We start from the raw sequence: 19,374 nt of genomic DNA, 5'->3' as shown, positions 1-19,374 counted from the left end.
GCCATGTGGGCCATTTTGCGTTCAGTTCACTCGCAAGGCCTCACGCGCTCGTTGGGTGGTGTGCATTGGCTGGGGTTTGGCCCAGTTCTCCGACAGGTTGATGAAGTCCACCAGTTCGCGCAGGCGACCCTGGTCACGGCCGTTGAAGGCGAAGGTCAGGCGTGTCAGGTGGCTGAAGTTGCCTTCTTCATGCTCCGCGCCACTGTCAGGCTGCTGGTGATACCTGCCGCTCAGGCGCAGGTCGGCAAAACCTTCCTCCACGTCATGCAGCGCGGCCTCGCTCAAGGGGTGATGCATGCGGATGACGAACTGGTTCTTCAACCATCGGCTGGAGTGGTAATTGCTGTAGAACTGGTTGATTTCCTCCACCGCCTCGTCGGCACTGTGCACCAGGCGCACCAGTTTGAGGTCGCTGGGCAGGATGTAGCGGTTTTCTTCCAGCTGGCGGCTGATGAAGGCCAGGGCGTCCTGCCAGAAACTACCGCCGGGCGAGTCGAGCAGCACCACCGGAACCAGCGGGCTCTTGCCGGTCTGGATCAGGGTCAGCACTTCCAGCGCCTCATCAAGGGTGCCGAAGCCTCCCGGGCAGAGCACCAGCGCATCGGCCTCCTTGACGAAGAACAGCTTGCGAATGAAGAAGAAATGGAACGGCAGCAGCTTGTCGGTGCCATTGACGGTGGCATTGGCATGTTGCTCGAAGGGCAAGGTGATGTTGAAACCCAGGCTGTGATCGCTGCCGGCGCCTTCGTGGGCGGCGGCCATGATGCCGCCTCCGGCGCCGGTGATCACCATCAGGTCGGAACGTGCCAGCGTTGCGCCGAGCTCCCGAGCCAGCGCATACATGGGGTGCTCCAACGGCGTTCGTGCCGAGCCGAACACGGTAACTTTGCGTCGCCCCTTGTAATGCTCGAGAGTGCGGAACGAATGGTCGAGTTCACGCAGGGCCTGCAGGGTGATCTTGGCGTTCCAGCGGTTGCGGTCGTCGTGGGCCATGCGCAGCACGGTCAGCAGCATGTCGCGGTACAGCGGCAGGTTGGGGCTGTTCGGGGCAACCAGTTGCAGTTGCTCGTCGATTTTGCTCAGGTCGATGCCGTGGTCCCTGAAATGGTTGAACAGCAGCTCGTTCGATTGGTAAGGCATTCAACGTCTCCTTCTGCAGCAAAACCTCTGACCGGGTCGATGGCAGGTCCCGGCCGCGACACTGCGTGTGTCGCTGGCTGCTGTGGCTCGAGTGTGCCCCCCGAGCGTTGCAGTAGGCCTTCAAGGCCATTGTTGCAGTGGCAGTTCCATCGCGTTGTCGTTGTTATGGGTACTCGTTATCAATCTAGACGCTGGGGCGCACTCGTGCCGCCACAGGCGTGCAATACCGCCTGTCAGACTGGATCCGATGATGGCAGCGCTTTGGTTAACTGGAGGCGGAAGAGTGATGCAGCGAGGTGGCGGTATGCACCGGCTGGTGATCGAGGTGGACGGGCAACTGTTGCAGTTGCTCGAGCGCGAGGCGAAGGTTCATCACCTGAGCCTGGAGGGGGAGTGCTTGCGTCGGCTGCAGGGGGGCGAGGGGCACTCGCCTTACCTGCTGGCACTGTTGGCGGAGTTGCGCGCCGATGATGAGCAGCGGCGCGCCAGAGGCAGCGATCAGGGTGCCTGAATCACTTTTTCTTGTTGCCAGCTGCGCAGCTGGCAGCGTCGAACGCCTGGTCCATGACCGGTTGGTTGGTCTTGTACACGGTGAAACGGTAGACCATCACGGCGCCCTTGGACATCAACTGGCGGTAACCATTGTTACGGCACACGCTGTCACCCAGCTGGCTGCGCACCTGCGCTGGGTTGGCCTGCATTCTCTGCGCATGCTCCTGGCGCACGCTCAGGTGATTGACCAGCGCCTTGCCTTCGACGGTATAACCCTGATCGAGGATGTCTTCGTTGATGGCCCGCGGGGTACCGATGCTGCTTTCCTTGGCGACCTTCTGCAGCATCTGGGTCAGCTCGTATTCCTGCTTGGAAGCAGCCTGGGCGGCCAGGGGCAGGGCGAGCAACAGGCTCAGGGTCGGGACGATAAGACGCAGCATGAATCTCTCCTGGTTCGATGACTGGCGCTTTGACCTGCGCCGGCGGGCGGCGTTCCATGAAACTGCTGGGGTTCCCCGGCCGCCTGAGCCGCTGATTATAAAGGAGCGGCCGTAGGGGCTGCACGGCAAATGACGTACGCTCTGGTAGACTCGCATTTTGTTTTTACCGAGTCGTCGTCGTGCCCATTCCATCTTCCTGCCAAGGCCTGCAGCCATGAGCCACGCGGTAGCGCGGCTGCGCGCCGAGCGCCTGGCGCGCAGCATCAAACCCTTTGTCGCCCGCGGCTCGCGAGCCGAGCGCTGCCCGGATTGCCGGGTGATCGCCACGCACTGCCTGTGCGCGTGGAAACCGCGGGTGCCGGCAGACGCCGGCATGTGCCTGCTGATGCATGACACCGAGCCACTGAAGCCGACCAACACGGGTTGGCTGATTGCCGACGTGATCGAGGACACTTCAGCCTTCGGCTGGCTGCGTACTTCGGTGGACGAAGGCCTGCTGGCGTTGCTGGACGATCCGCGCTGGCAGCCTTACATCGTCTTCCCCGGCGAGTTCGTCAAAGAGGACCGTGTGGTCAGCGAGGTGGTGCGTGAACCGGGCAAGCGCCCGCTGTTCATCCTGCTCGACGCCACCTGGACCGAGGCGCGCAAGATGTTCCGCAAGAGCCCCTACCTCGACCGTTTCCCGGTGTTGAGCCTGCAGGCCGAGCAGATGTCGCGCTACCGCCTGCGCCGCTCCAAGCGTGACGATCACTTCTGTACCGCCGAAGTCGCCGCCATGTGTCTTGAGCTGGCCGGCGACAGCCAGGCCTCACAGGCCCTGGATGCCTACCTGGATGTGTTCAGCCTGCACTACCTCAGCGGCAAGCGGCGCCTGGCGCTGGATGAGCAGGACGAGGTTCACCAGCGTTTGCATACCTTCCTATAGTCCAAGGGGCAGGCGCGGCGGATTGGTACATACTGTCGGGGCTGGCAGCCAGGGTAGGCGGGGACGACCGGGCAATTGGCTTGACCACCCGGGGCGTGCTCGGCATCCTTGGCGCCGCTTCGGGCACGACGAAGCTGCTGTTACCCCGGACTTCGCCGTGCCATCCCGGCCGGCGGCCCTGCCGTTCGCGCCATGAGTTGCCCGCCAGGCGTCTCCCGTACCCCCTGCGCCTGGTACAGAACAGGATCCCTAGATCGATGGCCACATACGAAATCCTGATTGCCGATGACCACCCGCTGTTTCGCAGCGCACTGCGCCAGGCCGTTACCCTCGGCCTGGGCCCGGATGTGCGCTTGGTCGAGGTGGCGAGCATCGCCGAACTGGAAACCAGCCTGACTGAAAAAGCCGACTGGGACTTGGTCCTGCTGGACTTGAACATGCCCGGTGCCTATGGTTTCTCCGGGCTGGTGCTGCTGCGTGGCCAATACCCGCAGATCCCGGTGGTGATGGTTTCGGCGCAGGAAGAGGCGGCGGTCGTGGTAAAGTCCCGCGAATTCGGCGCCAGCGGTTTCATCCCCAAGTCCAGCGAGCTGAGCAAGATCCAGGAAGCCGTGCGCAATGTGCTCGACGGCGATGTCTGGTGGCCGCCGCAGGCGTTCGAGAAGGTCGATGTGTCTGCCGAGGCCAAAGCCGCCAGCGAAGGTCTGGCCAGCCTCACCCCGCAGCAGTTCCGCGTGCTGACCATGGTCTGTGAAGGCTTGCTGAACAAGCAGATTGCCTATGAGCTGAGTGTGTCGGAGGCGACCATCAAGGCCCACGTCACGGCGATCTTCCGCAAGCTCGGCGTGCGCACCCGGACCCAGGCCGCGCTGTTGTTGCAACAACTTGAATCGGTTTCGGCCAGCTAAATCCCTGCGCCTTCACGCTTTTTTGACTGCGGTTGAACTAGCCTGCTGGCCTTTTTTCGGTGAAGTGACTGACACACATGTCGCCATTCAAGGGCCAGACCGGCCTCAAACGTATCTTCAATGCCGCCGGCTACTCGCTGGACGGCCTGCGCGCCGCGTTCAAGGGTGAAGCCGCGTTCCGCCAGCTGGTTCTGGTCAACGTGTTGTTGATCCCCACAGCCTTTTGGCTGCCGGTGAGCCGTGCCGAACGGGCGATCCTGATCGCTGTATGCTTGCTGGGGCTGATCGTCGAGTTGCTCAATTCGGCGGTTGAGGCGGCCATTGACCGCATCTCTCTTGACCGTCATCCGCTGTCCAAGAACGCCAAGGACATGGGCAGCGCCGCTCAACTGGTGGCCATGAGCATGGTCGCGCTGGTCTGGGGCGTGATCCTGCTCGGCTGACGCTCAGGCGATCGGCGGCAGCACGATCTCGTCGCTGCGCTGCACGCCAGCGGTGAAACTGCGGCATAGCTCGAGGAACTCGCGCATGGCCGAGGTCTGGTACTTCTGCTTGTGCCAGATGAAATAAAACTGCCGCGACAGGTCCAGCGCCGGCGTCTCCACCGGCACCAGACTGCCGCGGCGGAAGGCGTCGCGCAGCGCCAGGCGCGAGATACAGCCGATACCGAGGCCCGACTCCACCGCCCGCTTGATTGCTTCGGTGTGTTCCAGTTCCAGGCGGATGTTCAGGTTGGCTCGATGATGGCGCATGGCCTGGTCGAAGGTCAGGCGCGTGCCTGAGCCCTGTTCGCGCAGGATCCAGGCTTCATGGGAGAGCTGCTCGATATCTGCATGACCGGCCTTGGCCAGCGGATGCTGCGGCGCGCAGAACACCACCAGCTCATCCTCTACCCAGGGCTGCACCTCCAGATCGGGGTGGTTGCAGTCGCCTTCGATTAGACCCAGGTCAATTTCGTAATGGGCAACCTGTTGCACGATATGCGCAGTGTTCTGTACGTGCAGCTTGACCTGGCTTTCCGGGTGCACCTGCATGAAGCTGCCGATCAGCAAGGTGGCCAGGTAGTTGCCAATGGTCAGGGTGGCGCCGACCGCCAGCGAGCCGAACCCCGACTTGCCGTTGAGCAGGTCTTCGATTTCCTTGGCCTGGTCGAGCAGGGCCACGGCCTGGGGCAACAGTTGATGGCCCAGGGCATTGAGGCTCAGGCGTTTACCGGCACGGTCGAACAACTGGCAGCTGGACTGGCGCTCCAGTTCGGTGATCGAGGTGCTCGCTGCCGATTGCGACAAGGCCAGTACGCCCGCAGCCCTGGACACACTCTGGTGCTGGGCGACGGCGACAAAGACCTGGAGCTGACGAAGTGTGAATCGCATATCTATATAACCGATAACACATATCTTGATAATTCAGTTAACAGATATTGTCGCTGCCCCTAAACTATCGCGCAACTGCGCGTCTTGCGCGCGCCGCGTTTTCCTTCAGGAGCCCCATCGATGAGCAACATGAACCACGAACGTGTCCTCAGTGTGCACCACTGGAACGACACCCTGTTCAGCTTCAAGTGCACCCGTGATCCGGGCCTGCGCTTCGAGAACGGTCAGTTCGTGATGATCGGCCTTCAGCAGGACAGCGGCCGTCCGCTCATGCGCGCCTACTCCATCGCCTCGCCGAACTGGGAAGAACACCTGGAGTTCTTCAGCATCAAGGTGCCGGATGGTCCGTTGACCTCCCAGCTGCAGCACCTGAAGGAAGGCGACGAGATCATCATCAGCAAGAAGCCCACTGGCACCCTGGTGCTGGATGATCTGAACCCGGGCAAGCACCTGTACCTGTTGAGTACAGGCACTGGCCTGGCGCCCTTCATGAGCGTTATCCAGGACCCGGAAACCTACGAGCGTTTCGAGAAGGTGATCTTGGTACACGGCGTTCGCTACGTGAACGAAGTGGCCTACCGCGAGTTCATCACCGAACACCTGCCGCAGAATGAGTTTTTCGGTGAGTCCGTGCGCGACAAGCTTATCTACTACCCGACCGTGACCCGTGAGCCGTTCGAGAATCAGGGCCGCCTGACCGATCTGATGCGCAGCGGCAAGCTGTTCAGCGATATCGGCCTGCCACCGATCAACCCGCAGGACGACCGCGCGATGATTTGCGGTAGCCCGAGCATGCTCGATGAAACCAGTGAAGTGCTGGATAGCTTTGGCCTGAAGATCTCCCCACGCATGCGCGAGCCGGGTGATTACCTGATCGAGCGAGCGTTCGTCGAGAAGTAAAGCCAGCGGCTTGAAAGAAAAACGCAGGCTTGGCCTGCGTTTTTTTATGCCTGGCATGTGCGCCTTATCGACGCTACATCACTCCGGGGCCACCTCCAGCACCCGGATCACATCCGGTTGCGCATAATGCCATCGCACCTGCACATCCCAGAACTTCACCCCATATACCCGCTCGGGCGGCGGCACCTGGTAGGCAGGTCGTGGGTCCTGGGCCAGGCACTGTTCGATCAGCTCGACCAGCGGTTCGCCCAGGCGCAGTGCGTGGGTGTGGGCCTGAGGCAGTGCGCCCTCGCTCCATTGCACGCTGATCGGCTCCGGTGCCTCACTGGCCATCAGGTTCGATGCCTCGGTGACGCTGTCCGCATACGGCACATAAGGCTTGATATCCAGCACCGGGGTGCCGTCCAGCAGATCGATCCCCGACAGCAGCAGGCGCCCCGGTTCGACTCCCTCCAGACGTACCACCGACTGGCCGATGCCGTTGGGCCGATGGGTAGCACGGGTGGCGAACACCCCCATGCTCTTGTTGCCGCCCAGGCGCGGTGGGCGCACCTTCAGGCGTGGCCTGTCTTCCAATGCCTGGTGGAACAGGAACAGCAACCACACATGGCTGACCTGTTCCAGGCCTTCGACGGCATCGCCCTGGTCAAAGGGCGGCAGCAGCTCCAGCACGCCACGGGCGGCCGGCGCCAGCTGGGGCTGGCGCGGGATGGCGAACTTCTCCTTGAAACAGGAGCGAACGATGCCGACCGGCGAGACGGTATGCTGCATCCTGGCTCAGCCGCGCACGCGAAGGGTCAGGCCCTTGAGGAAGTTGCGCAGCAACTGGTCGCCGCAGGGGCGATAGTTGTCATGGCCGACCTTGCGGAACAGCGCACTCAGCTCCGGTTTGGACACCGGGAAGTCGACGGACTTGAGCACCGCGTGCAGGTCGTCCTCCTTCAGCTCGAAGGCCACCCGCAGCTTCTTGAGCACGGTGTTGTTGGTCACCGGCACTTCGATCGGCTGCGGCGGGCGGCTGTCGTCGCGGCCTCGACGGTGAATCACCAGGCCGTCGAGGAAGTGCGCCATGACCTTTTCCGGGCAACGCACGAAGCCGGGTTCCTCTTCCTTTTTTACATAGGTGGCGATGGCCTCGACGGAAACCTCGAGGCCCGAGAGCTTAATGATCTCGGCCATTTTCTGGTCGTTGGCCTTGAGCATGTAGCGCAGGCTGCGCAGTACATCGTTGTGGTTCATTGCAGCGAATCCTGTTCTGTTGCCGCGTCAGTCATTGCGCGGCGGTAATGCTAGAAGCGTTCTGTAGCGGCCACGTAGCGCCATTGGCCCAGCGGCAGCTTGCCCATCGACACCCCGCCAAGGCGGATGCGGCGCATCGCCAGCACCTTGAGGCCGGCGGTTTCGCAAAGCTGTTCAATCAAGCCCGGTTGTGGGTTCTTCAGCACGATGCGCAAGTGTTGCTCGTTCTGCCAGCTGGCCTTGGCCTTCGGCAGTTCGACACCCTTGCGCTCCACGCCACGGGCCAGGCGCTCGAGGGCGCCGGGTTTGGCTTCACCACTGACCTGGACGATGTATTCCTGCTCCATGCGGCGCAGGTCGGCCTCGAGCTTGCGGGTTACCCGCCAGTCCTGGGTGAACAGCTGCAGGCCACTGGCGCCGGGCAGCAGCGGGACGATGCAGGCCTGTCGGGCGAAATGTCCATGCAACGGACGCACGCCCTCGCGGTGCGCTTCGCTGAGGCTGGCCATGCTGATGCTGGCCAGGGCGCTTGCGCTGTTTTGGCCGGCCTGCTGGTTGAGCAGCAGGGTGACCGGTTCGAGTGAATCGGCACGAGCGCCCGGCAGCAGCTCGACCTGCTGTTCGGTGATTTTGAACTGGGGTTGTTCGACCACCACGCCGTCGACCGTGACCCAGCCACCCTCGATGTACAGTTCGGCCTCGCGGCGGGAGCAGCCAAGCTGTTCGATGAGGCGTTTGGAGAGACGAATGGGTTCGGACATGGACACGGGCATCACGCGGTAGGGAAAGCCTTCATTGTACCTGCCTGGGCGAGGTAGCGGCTGCAAATCGATGTCATTTGCGCCATTTCGGAGCGGGGTAGTGGTTTCCTGAGCTTGCGTACTAGGACGTTGTACGAACAAGCCTCATATGTAGTAGGGGATAGGGCTGCCCTAGGCCGTCGGTTTCCGAGCGGCCATAGATCTCGAAGCCTTCATGCAGGTAGAAACCCAGGGCTTGCGGGTTCTGTTCGTTGACGTCCAGGCGCTCGGCGTTCAATTCGTTCACCGCGTGGCGCAGCAGGCGCCGTCCGATGCCCTGGCCACGGTAGTCAGGCGCGATAAAGAGCATGTCGACCCGGCCGTTGGCCACCCCGGTAAAACCGAGGATGCGCCGTTTGCTGTCCTTGCAGCACACCAGCATCACGGCATCAAGGTATTTGCGCAACACGTGCTCGCGCAACAGCACGATGTAGCCCTCGGGGAGAAAATCGTGGGTGGCCCGCACCGACGCCTCCCACACCCGGACCAGCTCGGGGTAATCGCTCAGATGAGGTGTTTGCAGCGTGACGGTGGGCGACATCCTGTGATCCTCGGAGCCATTGAGGAAAACATAGATGCAAAAAAATACCCCGCCAGCTGGCGGGGTATTTTCAGGCGGGTTTCGCTCAGATGGGCTCGGCCCACATGTCGTACTCGTCGGCGTCGACGATACGGCAGCGGACCTTGTCGCCCGGCTTGAAGCCGTGGTCGCCGTCGATGAACACGCTGCCGTCGATCTCCGGCGCGTCGAAGAAGCTGCGGCCCACCGAGCCCTGCTCCTCGACCTCGTCGATCAACACCTCGATTTCCTTGCCGATACGCAGTTGCAGGCGAGCAGTGCTGATGGCCTGCTGGTGGGCCATGAAGCGGTCCCAGCGATCCTGCTTGACGTCGTCCGGCACCTCTTCCAGGCCCAGGTCGTTGGCCGGGGCGCCTTCGACCGGCGAGTACTGGAAGCAGCCGACGCGGTCGAGCTGGGCTTCGGTCAGCCAGTCGAGCAGGTACTGGAAGTCTTCCTCGGTTTCGCCGGGGAAACCGACGATGAAGGTCGAGCGGATTACCAGCTCAGGGCACTGTTCGCGCCAGTTCTTGATGCGCGCCAGGGTGCGGTCTTCGAAGGCCGGGCGCTTCATCGACTTGAGCACCTTGGGGCTGGCGTGCTGGAACGGGATGTCCAGGTACGGCAGGATCTTGCCGGCGGCCATCAGCGGAATCACGTCGTCGACGTTCGGGTACGGGTAGACATAGTGCAGACGCACCCAGGCACCCAGGCTGCTCAGCGCCTCGCACAGCTCGAGCATGCGGGTCTTGACCGGGCGGCCGTTCCAGAAGTCGGTCTTGTACTTGACGTCCACGCCGTAGGCGCTGGTGTCCTGGGAGATCACCAGGATCTCCTTGACGCCGGCCTTGACCAGGCGCTCGGCCTCGCTCAGGACTTCGCCGACCGGGCGGCTGACCAGCTTGCCGCGCATCGACGGGATGATGCAGAAGCTGCAGCTGTGGTTGCAGCCTTCGGAAATCTTCAGGTAGGCGTAGTGACGCGGGGTCAGCTTGACGCCCTGGGGCGGCACGAGGTCGATCAGCGGGTTGTGGTCCTGGCGCGGTGGCACTACTTCGTGCACGGCATTGACCACCTGCTCGTACTGCTGCGGGCCGGTGACCGACAGCACGCTGGGGTGCACGTCACGGATGCTGCCTTCCTCGACACCCATGCAGCCGGTGACGATGACCTTGCCGTTTTCCTTGATGGCTTCGCCGATCACTTCCAGCGACTCGGCCTTGGCGCTGTCGATGAAGCCGCAGGTGTTGACCACCACCACGTCGGCATCCTCGTAGGTAGGCACGACTTCATAGCCTTCCATGCGCAGCTGGGTCAGGATGCGCTCGGAATCGACCAGGGCCTTGGGGCAACCCAGGGAGACGAAGCCGACCTTTGGGGTGGCGGGAGTGGTGGACATGGCTAACCTCGGTATTGAATACAGGTCGCCCGGTCGGTAACGGGGGCGATCCTGGCGGGCGCTTTCGGCGCCTCTGATCAAAAAGTGCGCAATTCTAGCGAGCACAAGGTCGCTTTACCAGCAGAAATACGACGAACGCTGCGCTATGCTTCGCGCCGTTGCGCCGGGGTATCCGGGAGGGTCCGGCGCGGGTAGGCATTCAACCGGTCTAACAGGCCGTCTGCGGGAGTGGTCGATGGTTCAGGCAAGCAGTCATGCCGAAGGCGGGCACGCGGGGAAGCAGGGAGCGGCACGACCGCTGGGCCTGCTCGTGGCGGCCGTTGGGGTGGTTTATGGCGATATCGGCACCAGCCCGCTGTACACCCTCAAAGAGGTCTTCACCGGCGGTTATGGCGTACAGGTCAACCATGACGGGGTGCTGGGCATCCTGTCGTTGATCCTCTGGTCGCTGCTGTGGGTGGTTTCGTTCAAGTACGTGATGTTCATCCTGCGTGCCGACAACCAGGGCGAGGGCGGCACCATGGCCCTGACCGCGCTGGCGCGGCGGGCCACGGCGCAGTATCCGCGGCTGCGCATGCTGATGGTGGGCTGCGGCCTGATCGGCGCCTCGCTGTTCTACGGCGACAGCATGATCACCCCGGCGGTGTCGGTGCTGTCGGCGGTGGAGGGCATGGGCCTGGCGTTCGAGGGTATCGATCACTGGGTGGTGCCGATTGCGCTGGTGGTGCTGGTGGCGCTGTTTCTGGTGCAGAAGCACGGCACGGAAAAGATCGGCAAGGCCTTCGGCCCGATTATGGTCGCCTGGTTCCTGGTGCTGGCAGCGCTGGGCGTGCATGGGATCTCGCAGAGCCCGGAGGTGCTGAAGGCGTTCAATCCGGGCTGGGCCTTGAATTTCTTCATCGTCCACCCCGGCATGGGCGTGGCCATTCTTGGTGCGGTGGTGCTGGCGCTGACCGGTGCCGAGGCGCTGTACGCCGATATGGGCCACTTCGGCCGCAAACCTATTGCCCGCGCCTGGTTCGCCCTGGTGCTGCCGGCGCTGGTGCTCAACTACTTCGGCCAGGGCGCCATGCTGTTGCAGAACCCCGAGGCGGCACGCAACCCGTTCTACCTGCTGGCGCCATCCTGGGCGTTGCTGCCGCTGGTGGGCCTGGCGACGATGGCCACGGTGATCGCCTCCCAGGCGGTGATTTCGGGGGCCTTCTCGCTGACTCGCCAGGCCATCCAGCTGGGCTATGTGCCACGCATGCAGATCCAGCACACCTCCAGCGACGAGCAGGGGCAGATCTATATCGGCGCGGTGAACTGGGCGTTGATGGTCGGTGTGGTGCTGCTGGTGATCGGCTTCGAGTCCTCCGGCGCCCTGGCGGCGGCCTACGGCGTGGCAGTGACCGGCACCATGCTGATGACCACCATCCTGGTCTCGGCGGTCATGCTGCTGCTGTGGAAGTGGCCGCCGGTATTGGCGGTACCGCTGCTGCTGGGCTTCCTGTTCGTCGACGGGCTGTTCTTCGCCGCCAACGTGCCGAAGATCGTGCAGGGCGGCGCTTTCCCGGTACTGGCGGGTATCGTGCTGTTCGTGTTGATGAGTACCTGGAAGCGTGGCAAGCAGATCCTGGTCGAGCGCATCGATGAAGGCGCGTTGCCGTTGCCGCTGTTCATCAGCAGCATCCGCGTGCAGCCGCCGCATCGGGTCGAGGGCACTGCTGTGTTCCTGACCGCGCGCTCCGATGCTGTTCCCCACGCGCTGCTGCACAACATGCTGCATAACCAGGTGCTGCACAGCCAGGTGGTGCTGCTGACGGTGGTCAGCGAGGACCGGCCGCGGGTGCCGGAGCATGAGCGTTTCGAGGTGGAGGCCTATGGTGACGGGTTCTTCCGGGTGCTGCTGCACTTTGGCTTCATGGACGAACCGGACGTACCGGCGGCGCTGAAGTTGTGTCATCTGGATGAGCTGGACTTCAGCCCGATGCGCACCACCTATTTCCTCAGCCGGGAGACGGTGATCGCCTCGCGCCTGGAGGGGATGTCGCGCTGGCGCGGGAACCTGTTCGCGTTCCTGCTGAAGAATGCCAACGGCAACCTGCGGTTCTTCAACCTGCCACTCAATCGGGTGATCGAGTTGGGGACGCAGGTCGAGATCTGATGGCACAAACAACGCGGGGCAAGCCCGCTCCCACAAGGCTTGTGTGATCCTTGTGGGAGCGGGCTTGCCCCGCGATGGGCCGTAAAGCGGCCCCTTTCCCTATCATTTCTCAGCGACGTTGGCCTTTCCCTGGCGGGTCTCGATCTCACCGATCAGACGCTTGGCCAGCGCCGGGTAGTTTTCGTCGAAGTGGTGGCCGCCAGGCAGTTTCATGCGCTCACCCACGGCGGTCTTGTCGGTGCAGCCGCTCTCGTCAGTCTCTTCCACGCCATAGATGCACACCACCTTCGCCGCCGGCAACCTGGCCATCTCCGGCCCGGTTGGGGCTTCCTGGCCTTCCTTGCCGAGCCAGCCTTCCACCTCGATCTCGAAACTGCCACTGCGGGCGAATGCCAGCAGGATCACCGCATCGATGCGCTTCTGGTCGTCTGCGGACAGGCGGTTATAGATAGCCGGCAGCACGTCGGCGCCGAACGAGTAGCCGGTCAGCACGAAACGCTTGGTACCCCATTTCTGGCGGTAGTGCTGCATCAGCTCGGAGAGATCGGCGGCGCTTTGCTCCGGGGTCTTGTGCTGCCAGTAATAGCGCAGGGTGTCGATGCCGACCACCGGGTAGCCAAGCTTGGCCATCTCGCCCGCTACATCGCGGTCCAGGTCGCGCCAGCCGCCGTCGCCGGAAAGGAACAGGGTGACGGTGTCGGTGGTCTGCCCGGCCGGGACTTCCACCACCGGGATGGCCAGGGCGTTGCCATCGTGACCGACCAGGGCCTGGGTCAACTGCGCCTTGAGTACCTGGGGCAGGTGGATGTCGTAGTCGGCGATGCTGGTCTCGGCGTTGGCCTGGTCGCGCACGAAGGCGGCGCTGGCGTCATCCGGGTTGTCGTTCCAGGCCACATTCCAGTGGCCATGGGCGGCGGACTTGGGCAAGGCGGCCTGGCAGCCGGGCTGCTCGACGGTGAAATCCACCGAGATGGCTCGTGCCTTGTCGTCGCCTTGCGCGGCCAGCCAGCGCCAGGCCTGGGCGGCGCCTGGGCCGATACCGGCAACCAGGGTCGGTTTGTCGGCCAGTCGAGCGAGGGCCTGGTCCATCGCGGCCTGCTGCTTGGCGCAGTCGGCCGGCGGCAGGACCACCTGCACCAGCTGGGCCTCGCCGGCCTGGCTGAGGTCGAGCAGTTGCTTGTCGGTCAGGGCCTGGTCCTGGGGCACGCCGATGGCCACCCAGGCCTTGGCATGCACGCCGGGAGTGGCGCGGGTCAGGGCGCTGCCGTCGTCGAGCGTGAGGTGCTCCAGACGTGCCTCGGGGGCCGGGCGGGTCCACAGCCAGAAGGCCGCGCCACCGGCCAGCACGGCCAGCAACAGAGGAATCAGTACGTACAGCCAATAGCGTCGGATCATCAACGTTTCACCAATCCAGTCAGGCCGCCAGCGATCAGGGCGGCGGTGTCAGCCAGTGCCACCAACGGGTCGAGCCCGGCTGGCACGGCCATGTAGCGGGGTTCCCAGTCCGGCTGGAACTTGTCCTTGAAGCGCCGCAGGCCCTGGAAGTTGTAGAGCTGTTCGCCGCGCTGGAACACCATCGAGCCCAGGCGCTGGGTCAAGGGGGCGCCACGCCGCGGCTGCAAGCCTGAAAGGGGGACCATGCCCAGGCTGAAGCGGCCGTAGTCGTGGCTTTTGTAGTGCAGGATCAGACCGACCATCATGAACTCCATGGTCAGCTTCGGAGCTTCCGGATGCGCGCGCATCAGGTCGAGGCTGGCCAGCTCGTTGCTGTGGGTCTCCAGCAGGTTGGCGAAGGCCACCGGGCGGCCCTGGAAGCGGATCAGCGCGATACGGAAATGCTGCAGGTACTCGGGGCTGAAGCGGCCGAGGGAGAAACCTTTTTCGCGCACGTTCTTGCCGCTCAGCCAAGCGTCGGAGATCTCCTTGAGTGCCTCCAGCGGGGCGTGACCAGGCTCATGGATCTCCAGGGCCAGGCCGTCGCGGCCGCCGCGGTTCCAGGTGTAGCGCAGGTCCTTCATCTCCTTGCCCTTGGCATCGATATCGAAGCGGCGCAGGTCGACCCGCGCTTCCTCGCCGAGCTTGATCGCGGTCAGGCCGATGTCCATGTAGAAAGGCAGGTTCTCCGCACGCACCTGGTAGAACACCGGGCGGGCATGGTGCAGGTCGCACAGGTCGCGGAACTGCCAGATCATTTCGGCGCGTTCCTGGGCCGGGCCGATCGGGTCGTACAGGGCTACCAGGCTGCGGCCGCGACGGGCATACATCAGGAAGGCGTTGTCGTTGGGGTGGAACAGCAGCGCCTTGTCACCGGTCAGGGCCAGCCCGCCATCGGGCTGGTCGGAGGCGAGCAGGATGCGATTGGCGCGCTGCAGCTCGTCTTCGCTGGGCAGATGGATCACGGGCCGGGCGGTGCGCAGCAGCCAGGTCAGGGCGACGATCACCAGCAGCACGGCGCTGCCCAGCGCGGCGCGCAAGCCCCGCGGCGCATCGGCATCAAGGGTGAACTGCCACCACAGCTTGTGGGTGTAGGGCACGTCCTGGTAGGCGAACAGCAGCAGCCATACCGAGGCGCCGACCACGCAGGCGCTGGCCACCAGGTACACCGGCGAGAACGGCAGCTCCAGCAGGCGGCTGGGACGGTAGAACGAGCGGCGGAACAGGGCGAGCAGAGCAGCGGTGAAGCACATCAGGCTGGCTTCTTCCCAGTCGAAGCCCTTGAGCAGCGACAGCACCGCGCCCACCAGCAGCAGCACGGTGGTCAGCAGCCAGGCAGCCGACAGGCGCCGGCGCAGGCCCTGGGCGAGCAGCAGGCAGAGCACGCCGATCAGGCTGGCGCCGAAGTGCGAGGCATCGATCAGGCGGTGTGGGATCAGGAAGCCCATGTGCTCCAGACGGCTGTCGATCTCCGGGGTAGCGCCGGAGAACAGCAGCACCACGCCGGAAAGGAACACCAGGATCGCCAGCACCGGCGCGGCCAGGCCCGAGGCTGCGCGGATCGCCTGCTGGGCGACCATCAGCCGGCGGGCTTCGTTGGCCAGCAGCAGTACGCAGGCCACGAGCAACGGCAGCACCACGTAGATCAGCCGGTACAACAGCAGGGCGGCCGCCAGTGGCGCCGCGCCCAGCTGGTTGGCGAACGCGGCCAGCAGGATCGCCTCGAACACCCCGACGCCACCCGGCACGTGGCTCAGCACCCCGGCGGCGAGGGCAAGCAGGTAGACCAACACGAACGCGCCAAAGGGTGGGGCTTCGGGCAGCAGCAAATAAAGCACGGTGGCCGCGGCGGCGACATCCAGGGCGGTGATCAGCAGTTGCAACGCAGTCAGGCGCGCGCCTGGCAGGCGCAGGGTGCGGCGCCCGAACTGCACCAGCAGGTTGTCGGCCAGCGGCTGCTCAGGCAGGCGACGGCGGTACAGGCCCATGACCAGGGCGACCGCCGCGACCAGCACGGCGATGGCAATCCCGCCCAGCAGCGGCGCAGGCAAGCGCAGCGCCGTTGCCGCTGCCGGCAGGTCGCTCAGGGTGGCCAGTGCCGCCAGCGGCGGCAGCGCGCAGCCCAGCGAAAGGCTGGCGAACACCGTCATGCGCGCGACCTCTGCGGCGCCCAAGCCTTGACGGGCATAGAGGCGATAACGCACCGAGCCACCCGACAGCATCGACAGGCCTATCGCGTTGCCAATGGCGAAGGCGCTGAAGCCACCGAGCACCAGAGTGCGGGGTGGTAGTTGCACGGCGGCATAGCGGCTGGCCGACCATTCGTAACCGAGCAGGATCACGAAGCCGACCAGCGTGGCCAGCAGCGCGCCGAGCAGCGACTGGGTCGGTACGCTGAGCATCGCATCATGCAGGGCGTAGATATCCAGTTCGCTCAACAGATGGCGGCAGGCAATCAGGCCCATGGCGAACAACAGCAATGTCAGCGCCAAACCCAGCGGCTGACGGTACTTGCTCAGGCGTTCCAGCCAGGGCAGGCGCTGCGCCGCCGCCGGCAAGGCCGTGGTCAACGGTGCCTGGGGCTCGGGAGTGGGGGGGGTCATGGAGTGCCTCGTGCGCAGCGCGCGAGGTGAAGGCAAGGTGCGGCCAAGTGAAAGTCCCTTTGGAAAAACGTATCCGAATATTACTCCGCGCCGGCGGCTTAATCTGTTTCAGGATAGTTAAAGATAGTTCATTCAGCCGTCTACAAGGGCTGGAACCAGGGCTTGGCGAGGAGGAATCGAAAGGGTAGGGGCTGAATGCAACAAACCCCGCACTGTCTTGCGACAGGCGGGGTTTGTTCTGACGAATATGGTTGCGGGAGCCGGATTTGAACCGACGACCTTCGGGTTATGAGCCCGACGAGCTACCAGGCTGCTCCATCCCGCGTCAGAGGGGCGAATTCTACGCATTTGCCATGGCTTGTCAAGGCTTGATATGACTTTGGTTGCGATTGGAAAACTGCGGCCAATAAAAAAGGCCACTGCGTGAACAGTGGCCTTTTCTTGAATCTGGTTGCGGGAGCCGGATTTGAACCGACGACCTTCGGGTTATGAGCCCGACGAGCTACCAGGCTGCTCCATCCCGCGCCTGTGGAATCGAATTCTACGGATTTCCCAACCGCTGTCAAGCGTTACTACTTGATTTTTCGTGGGTTTTTCTTTCGGTGTGAATATAGAGGCAATAAAAAAGGCCACTGTATGAACAGTGGCCTTTTCTTGAATCTGGTTGCGGGAGCCGGATTTGAACCGACGACCTTCGGGTTATGAGCCCGACGAGCTACCAGGCTGCTCCATCCCGCGCCTGTGAGATCGAATTCTACGGATTTTCCCTTGCCTGTCAAGCATTTCCTCAAGAAAAACCTTTTTCGTTCAAACCCTTAGCGTGCCAGATCGCGCCGCAGCGCAGTGGCGACGGGGCTTGCAGGCCGATTGTCCGGTCCAGGCTGTCTCGTCCGTTGGCGGTACGGTAATATCTGTATGAATTTACAGTAGTGGCTGTCATCCATGTCCTTGCGCAAGATCATCCACATTGATTGTGACTGCTTCTACGCCGCCATCGAGATGCGCGATGACCCGCGCCTGGTCGGTCGCCCCATGGCGGTGGGTGGGCAGCCAGGTCAGCGTGGCGTGATCGCCACCTGCAACTACGAGGCGCGCGCCTATGGCGTGCGTTCGGCGATGGCATCGGGGCATGCCATGAAACTGTGCCCCGACCTGGAAATCGTCAAGCCGCGTTTCGAGGCTTACCGTGAGGCGTCCCGCGAGATTCACGCGATCTTCCGGGACTACACCGAGCTGATCGAACCGCTGTCGCTGGACGAGGCTTACCTGGATGTCAGTGACAGCCAATGGTTTGCCGGCAGCGCCACGCGGATTGCCGAGGACATTCGTCGTCGGGTCGCCCAACAACTGCATATCACGGTGTCCGCAGGCGTGGCGCCGAACAAGTTCCTGGCCAAGATCGCCAGCGATTGGCGCAAGCCCAATGGATTGTTCGTCATTACCCCTGACCAAGTGGAGGAATTTGTCGCGGCTTTGCCGGTTGCCCGCTTGCATGGCGTTGGCAAGGTGACGGCGGATAAGCTTTCGCGATTGGGGATCGATACTTGCCTGTCATTGCGCGACTGGTCGAGGCTGGCGCTGGTGCGCGAATTTGGCAGCTTCGGCGAGCGCTTGTGGGGGCTGGCGCGAGGGATCGACGAGCGTGCGGTGCACAACGACAGTCGGCGGCAGTCGGTCAGTGTCGAGAACACCTACGACCATGACTTGCCTGACCTGAGCAGTTGCCTGGAGAAGCTGCCTGACCTGCTCGCCAGTCTGAATGAGCGGATTGCGCGCATGGATAGCAGCTATCGGCCCGACAAGCCTTTCGTCAAGGTCAAGTTCCATGACTTCAGCCAGACCACGCTGGAGCAGGCGGGGGCGGGGCGAGACCTGGAGAGCTACCGGCAGTTGCTCAGCCAGGCGTTTGCCCGAGGTGGCAAGCCGGTGCGGTTGCTGGGAGTAGGGGTGAGGCTGCGGGACCTGCGTGGGGCGCTTGAGCAGTTGGAGTTGTTTCGGGACATATAAAGAAGAAGGGGCCGCACAAGCGGCCCCTTCTCGTTTTACTGCACGCCCGGATCGGCAACCAGTCGCCCGGTGGCCTTTGTCAGTGCCTGCAGAAACTCCTGCTGCAGCTCAGGATCGTTGCGCGTCAGTTCGATCAGGCTCTGTTCGAGTTCGCTGGCCTCTTCTTCCAGGCCCAGTTCCGACAGGCGCTTGACCCGATGTACCCACTGGCCGACATCGTCGTCCTCGAGGTCATCGAAAATCAGCTCGTGGGCCTCGAGCAACTTGCCACGCAAATTGCCGCTGACCAGCAAGCTGGCATCGCCTCGTACCTGGTTTTCCTCATCCACCACCTGCAGGTGCAGGGTGCCGATATGGTTGAGGTTCTGCTCGGAGAACGGGCTGTCGAGCAGGTTCAGGCGCAGTACGCCATGCTTGTCGGTGGTCAGCTCGTGGGTCATCTTGCCAGCCTTGACCTCGACCAGGCGCTCGTTCCACGGCAGGCTGATGGACTCTTCGCGCTTACCTTTCTCGACTTCGTCGATGCCCGCCAGGTTCTGCTGGGCACGGCCGTTGGACGGTACGTTCATGAACGGGTTGACGCCCGCCACGCCATAGCTGAGCCAGTCGTGGGTGATGCTGTCCGGCAGGTTGCCCAAAGCGAACACATTGGCCACGTTGGCGCTGATGCCCGCCACCACAGCCACCGCGCCCAGCGGGATCTCGTAGATCTCCCGCCAGGGTTGGTAAGGGGTGTAGCGGTCGTAGCGGCGGGTGACTTCGAACTCGGTGACTTCGAAACGCTTGAGCTCATGAATGCGCACGCGCCGCTGCGGAAGCTCCATCACCTTCGGCTCGCCGACATCGATCTGCAGACTGTGCTCGAGCAGTTTGCGCTCGACGCGCTCCTCATGATCGCTGCGCTGGGACATCTGGTTGGCGCAGCCGCCAAGGAGCAGGGCGCCGCACAGTGCGGCGCCCCCCAGGGTGTAGGTACTTCGCTTGGACATGATCACTCGCGTAACGGGTT

The 19,374-nt window shown here is 63.4% G+C and carries 18 protein-coding genes and 3 tRNA genes; 7 read left to right on the top strand and 14 right to left on the bottom strand.

The genetic code is table 11. The annotated features are described in order from the left end of the window. Positions 1-21: 21 nt before the first annotated feature. Positions 22-1,140, bottom strand: coding sequence for an LOG family protein (locus C3F42_RS09990; protein WP_094010100.1), 1,119 nt, complete (start codon positions 1,138-1,140; stop codon positions 22-24). A 304-nt stretch (positions 1,141-1,444) separates the two neighbouring features. Here C3F42_RS09990 and C3F42_RS09985 point away from each other — a divergent pair, with 304 nt between their 5' ends. Beyond that, complete coding sequence (locus tag C3F42_RS09985; RefSeq protein ID WP_031315330.1) at positions 1,445-1,651, top strand: hypothetical protein; 207 nt, start codon at positions 1,445-1,447, stop codon at positions 1,649-1,651. Between the two features lies 1 nt (position 1,652). On the opposite strand, the gene C3F42_RS09980 is transcribed toward C3F42_RS09985, so the two are convergent. Continuing rightward, a complete protein-coding gene (locus tag C3F42_RS09980; protein WP_023631047.1) occupies positions 1,653-2,072 on the bottom strand; it encodes a quorum-sensing-regulated virulence factor family protein in 420 nt (139 codons plus the stop codon). Between the two features lie 214 nt (positions 2,073-2,286). On the opposite strand from C3F42_RS09980, the gene C3F42_RS09975 reads away from it, so the two are divergent. From C3F42_RS09975 to C3F42_RS09965, 3 genes are all read left to right on the top strand, one after another. Continuing rightward, positions 2,287-2,997 carry a tRNA-uridine aminocarboxypropyltransferase gene (locus tag C3F42_RS09975; RefSeq protein ID WP_094010099.1) on the top strand — a complete coding sequence of 237 codons (711 nt, stop codon included), beginning with the start codon at positions 2,287-2,289 and terminating at the stop codon, positions 2,995-2,997. Between the two features lie 257 nt (positions 2,998-3,254). Then, entirely contained in the window at positions 3,255-3,905 is a 651-nt protein-coding gene (gene erdR, locus C3F42_RS09970) for a response regulator transcription factor ErdR (protein WP_023631045.1), read from the top strand. Positions 3,906-3,982: 77 nt separating this feature from the next. Next, positions 3,983-4,348 (top strand): diacylglycerol kinase, encoded by a 366-nt coding sequence (locus C3F42_RS09965; RefSeq protein ID WP_023631044.1) that lies wholly within the window; start codon positions 3,983-3,985, stop codon positions 4,346-4,348. 3 nt (positions 4,349-4,351) lie between these two features. On the opposite strand, the gene finR is transcribed toward C3F42_RS09965, so the two are convergent. After that, positions 4,352-5,278: a LysR family transcriptional regulator FinR gene (gene finR, locus C3F42_RS09960; RefSeq protein ID WP_023631043.1), complete on the bottom strand. Its 927-nt coding sequence runs from the start codon at positions 5,276-5,278 to the stop codon at positions 4,352-4,354. 120 nt (positions 5,279-5,398) lie between these two features. Here finR and fpr point away from each other — a divergent pair, with 120 nt between their 5' ends. Then, complete coding sequence (fpr, locus tag C3F42_RS09955) at positions 5,399-6,178, top strand: ferredoxin-NADP reductase (protein WP_011535180.1); 780 nt, start codon at positions 5,399-5,401, stop codon at positions 6,176-6,178. A gap of 78 nt (positions 6,179-6,256) precedes the next feature. On the opposite strand, the gene tsaA is transcribed toward fpr, so the two are convergent. The 5 genes from tsaA to rimO form a co-directional block, all read right to left on the bottom strand. Further along, entirely contained in the window at positions 6,257-6,949 is a 693-nt protein-coding gene (gene tsaA / locus C3F42_RS09950; protein ID WP_094010098.1) for a tRNA (N6-threonylcarbamoyladenosine(37)-N6)-methyltransferase TrmO, read from the bottom strand. A gap of 6 nt (positions 6,950-6,955) precedes the next feature. Next, entirely contained in the window at positions 6,956-7,357 is a 402-nt protein-coding gene (locus C3F42_RS09945) for a DUF1456 family protein (RefSeq protein WP_371920589.1), read from the bottom strand. 110 nt (positions 7,358-7,467) lie between these two features. Beyond that, positions 7,468-8,178, bottom strand: coding sequence for an rRNA pseudouridine synthase (locus C3F42_RS09940; RefSeq protein ID WP_023631040.1), 711 nt, complete (start codon positions 8,176-8,178; stop codon positions 7,468-7,470). A 121-nt stretch (positions 8,179-8,299) separates the two neighbouring features. Beyond that, complete coding sequence (locus C3F42_RS09935) at positions 8,300-8,758, bottom strand: GNAT family N-acetyltransferase (RefSeq protein WP_104444365.1); 459 nt, start codon at positions 8,756-8,758, stop codon at positions 8,300-8,302. 85 nt (positions 8,759-8,843) lie between these two features. Continuing rightward, complete coding sequence (gene rimO, locus C3F42_RS09930; RefSeq protein WP_031315328.1) at positions 8,844-10,175, bottom strand: 30S ribosomal protein S12 methylthiotransferase RimO; 1,332 nt, start codon at positions 10,173-10,175, stop codon at positions 8,844-8,846. A gap of 235 nt (positions 10,176-10,410) precedes the next feature. Between rimO and C3F42_RS09925 the strand changes: the two genes are divergently transcribed. Further along, a complete protein-coding gene (locus C3F42_RS09925) occupies positions 10,411-12,321 on the top strand; it encodes a potassium transporter Kup (protein ID WP_023631037.1) in 1,911 nt (636 codons plus the stop codon). Between the two features lie 102 nt (positions 12,322-12,423). Here the strand turns inward: C3F42_RS09925 and C3F42_RS09920 are convergent, their stop codons facing one another. The 5 genes from C3F42_RS09920 to C3F42_RS09900 form a co-directional block, all read right to left on the bottom strand. Continuing rightward, positions 12,424-13,716: a virulence factor family protein gene (locus C3F42_RS09920; RefSeq protein WP_094010095.1), complete on the bottom strand. Its 1,293-nt coding sequence runs from the start codon at positions 13,714-13,716 to the stop codon at positions 12,424-12,426. Next, positions 13,716-16,358 carry a bifunctional lysylphosphatidylglycerol flippase/synthetase MprF gene (gene mprF / locus C3F42_RS09915; protein ID WP_094010094.1) on the bottom strand — a complete coding sequence of 881 codons (2,643 nt, stop codon included), beginning with the start codon at positions 16,356-16,358 and terminating at the stop codon, positions 13,716-13,718. The genes C3F42_RS09920 and mprF overlap by 1 nt, the downstream gene beginning before the upstream one ends. A gap of 248 nt (positions 16,359-16,606) precedes the next feature. Beyond that, positions 16,607-16,683 (bottom strand) — tRNA-Met (locus C3F42_RS09910). A 123-nt stretch (positions 16,684-16,806) separates the two neighbouring features. Further along, a tRNA-Met gene (locus C3F42_RS09905) sits at positions 16,807-16,883 on the bottom strand. A gap of 136 nt (positions 16,884-17,019) precedes the next feature. Further along, positions 17,020-17,096: transfer RNA gene (locus C3F42_RS09900), tRNA-Met, on the bottom strand. A gap of 210 nt (positions 17,097-17,306) precedes the next feature. Between C3F42_RS09900 and dinB the strand changes: the two genes are divergently transcribed. Continuing rightward, positions 17,307-18,365: a DNA polymerase IV gene (gene dinB / locus C3F42_RS09895; RefSeq protein ID WP_167335925.1), complete on the top strand. Its 1,059-nt coding sequence runs from the start codon at positions 17,307-17,309 to the stop codon at positions 18,363-18,365. A gap of 35 nt (positions 18,366-18,400) precedes the next feature. Here dinB and C3F42_RS09890 read toward each other — a convergent pair whose 3' ends face one another. After that, complete coding sequence (locus C3F42_RS09890) at positions 18,401-19,354, bottom strand: hypothetical protein (RefSeq protein ID WP_031314425.1); 954 nt, start codon at positions 19,352-19,354, stop codon at positions 18,401-18,403. Between the last annotated feature and the right edge of the window lie 20 nt (positions 19,355-19,374).

The sequence above is a fragment of the Pseudomonas sp. PONIH3 genome (genome assembly GCF_002934345.1).
In the GTDB taxonomy this organism is placed as follows: Bacteria; Pseudomonadota; Gammaproteobacteria; order Pseudomonadales; family Pseudomonadaceae; genus Aquipseudomonas; species Aquipseudomonas soli.
The sequence above is the reverse complement of the archived record's forward strand: the minus strand, read 5'-3'. Positions and strand labels throughout refer to the sequence as shown.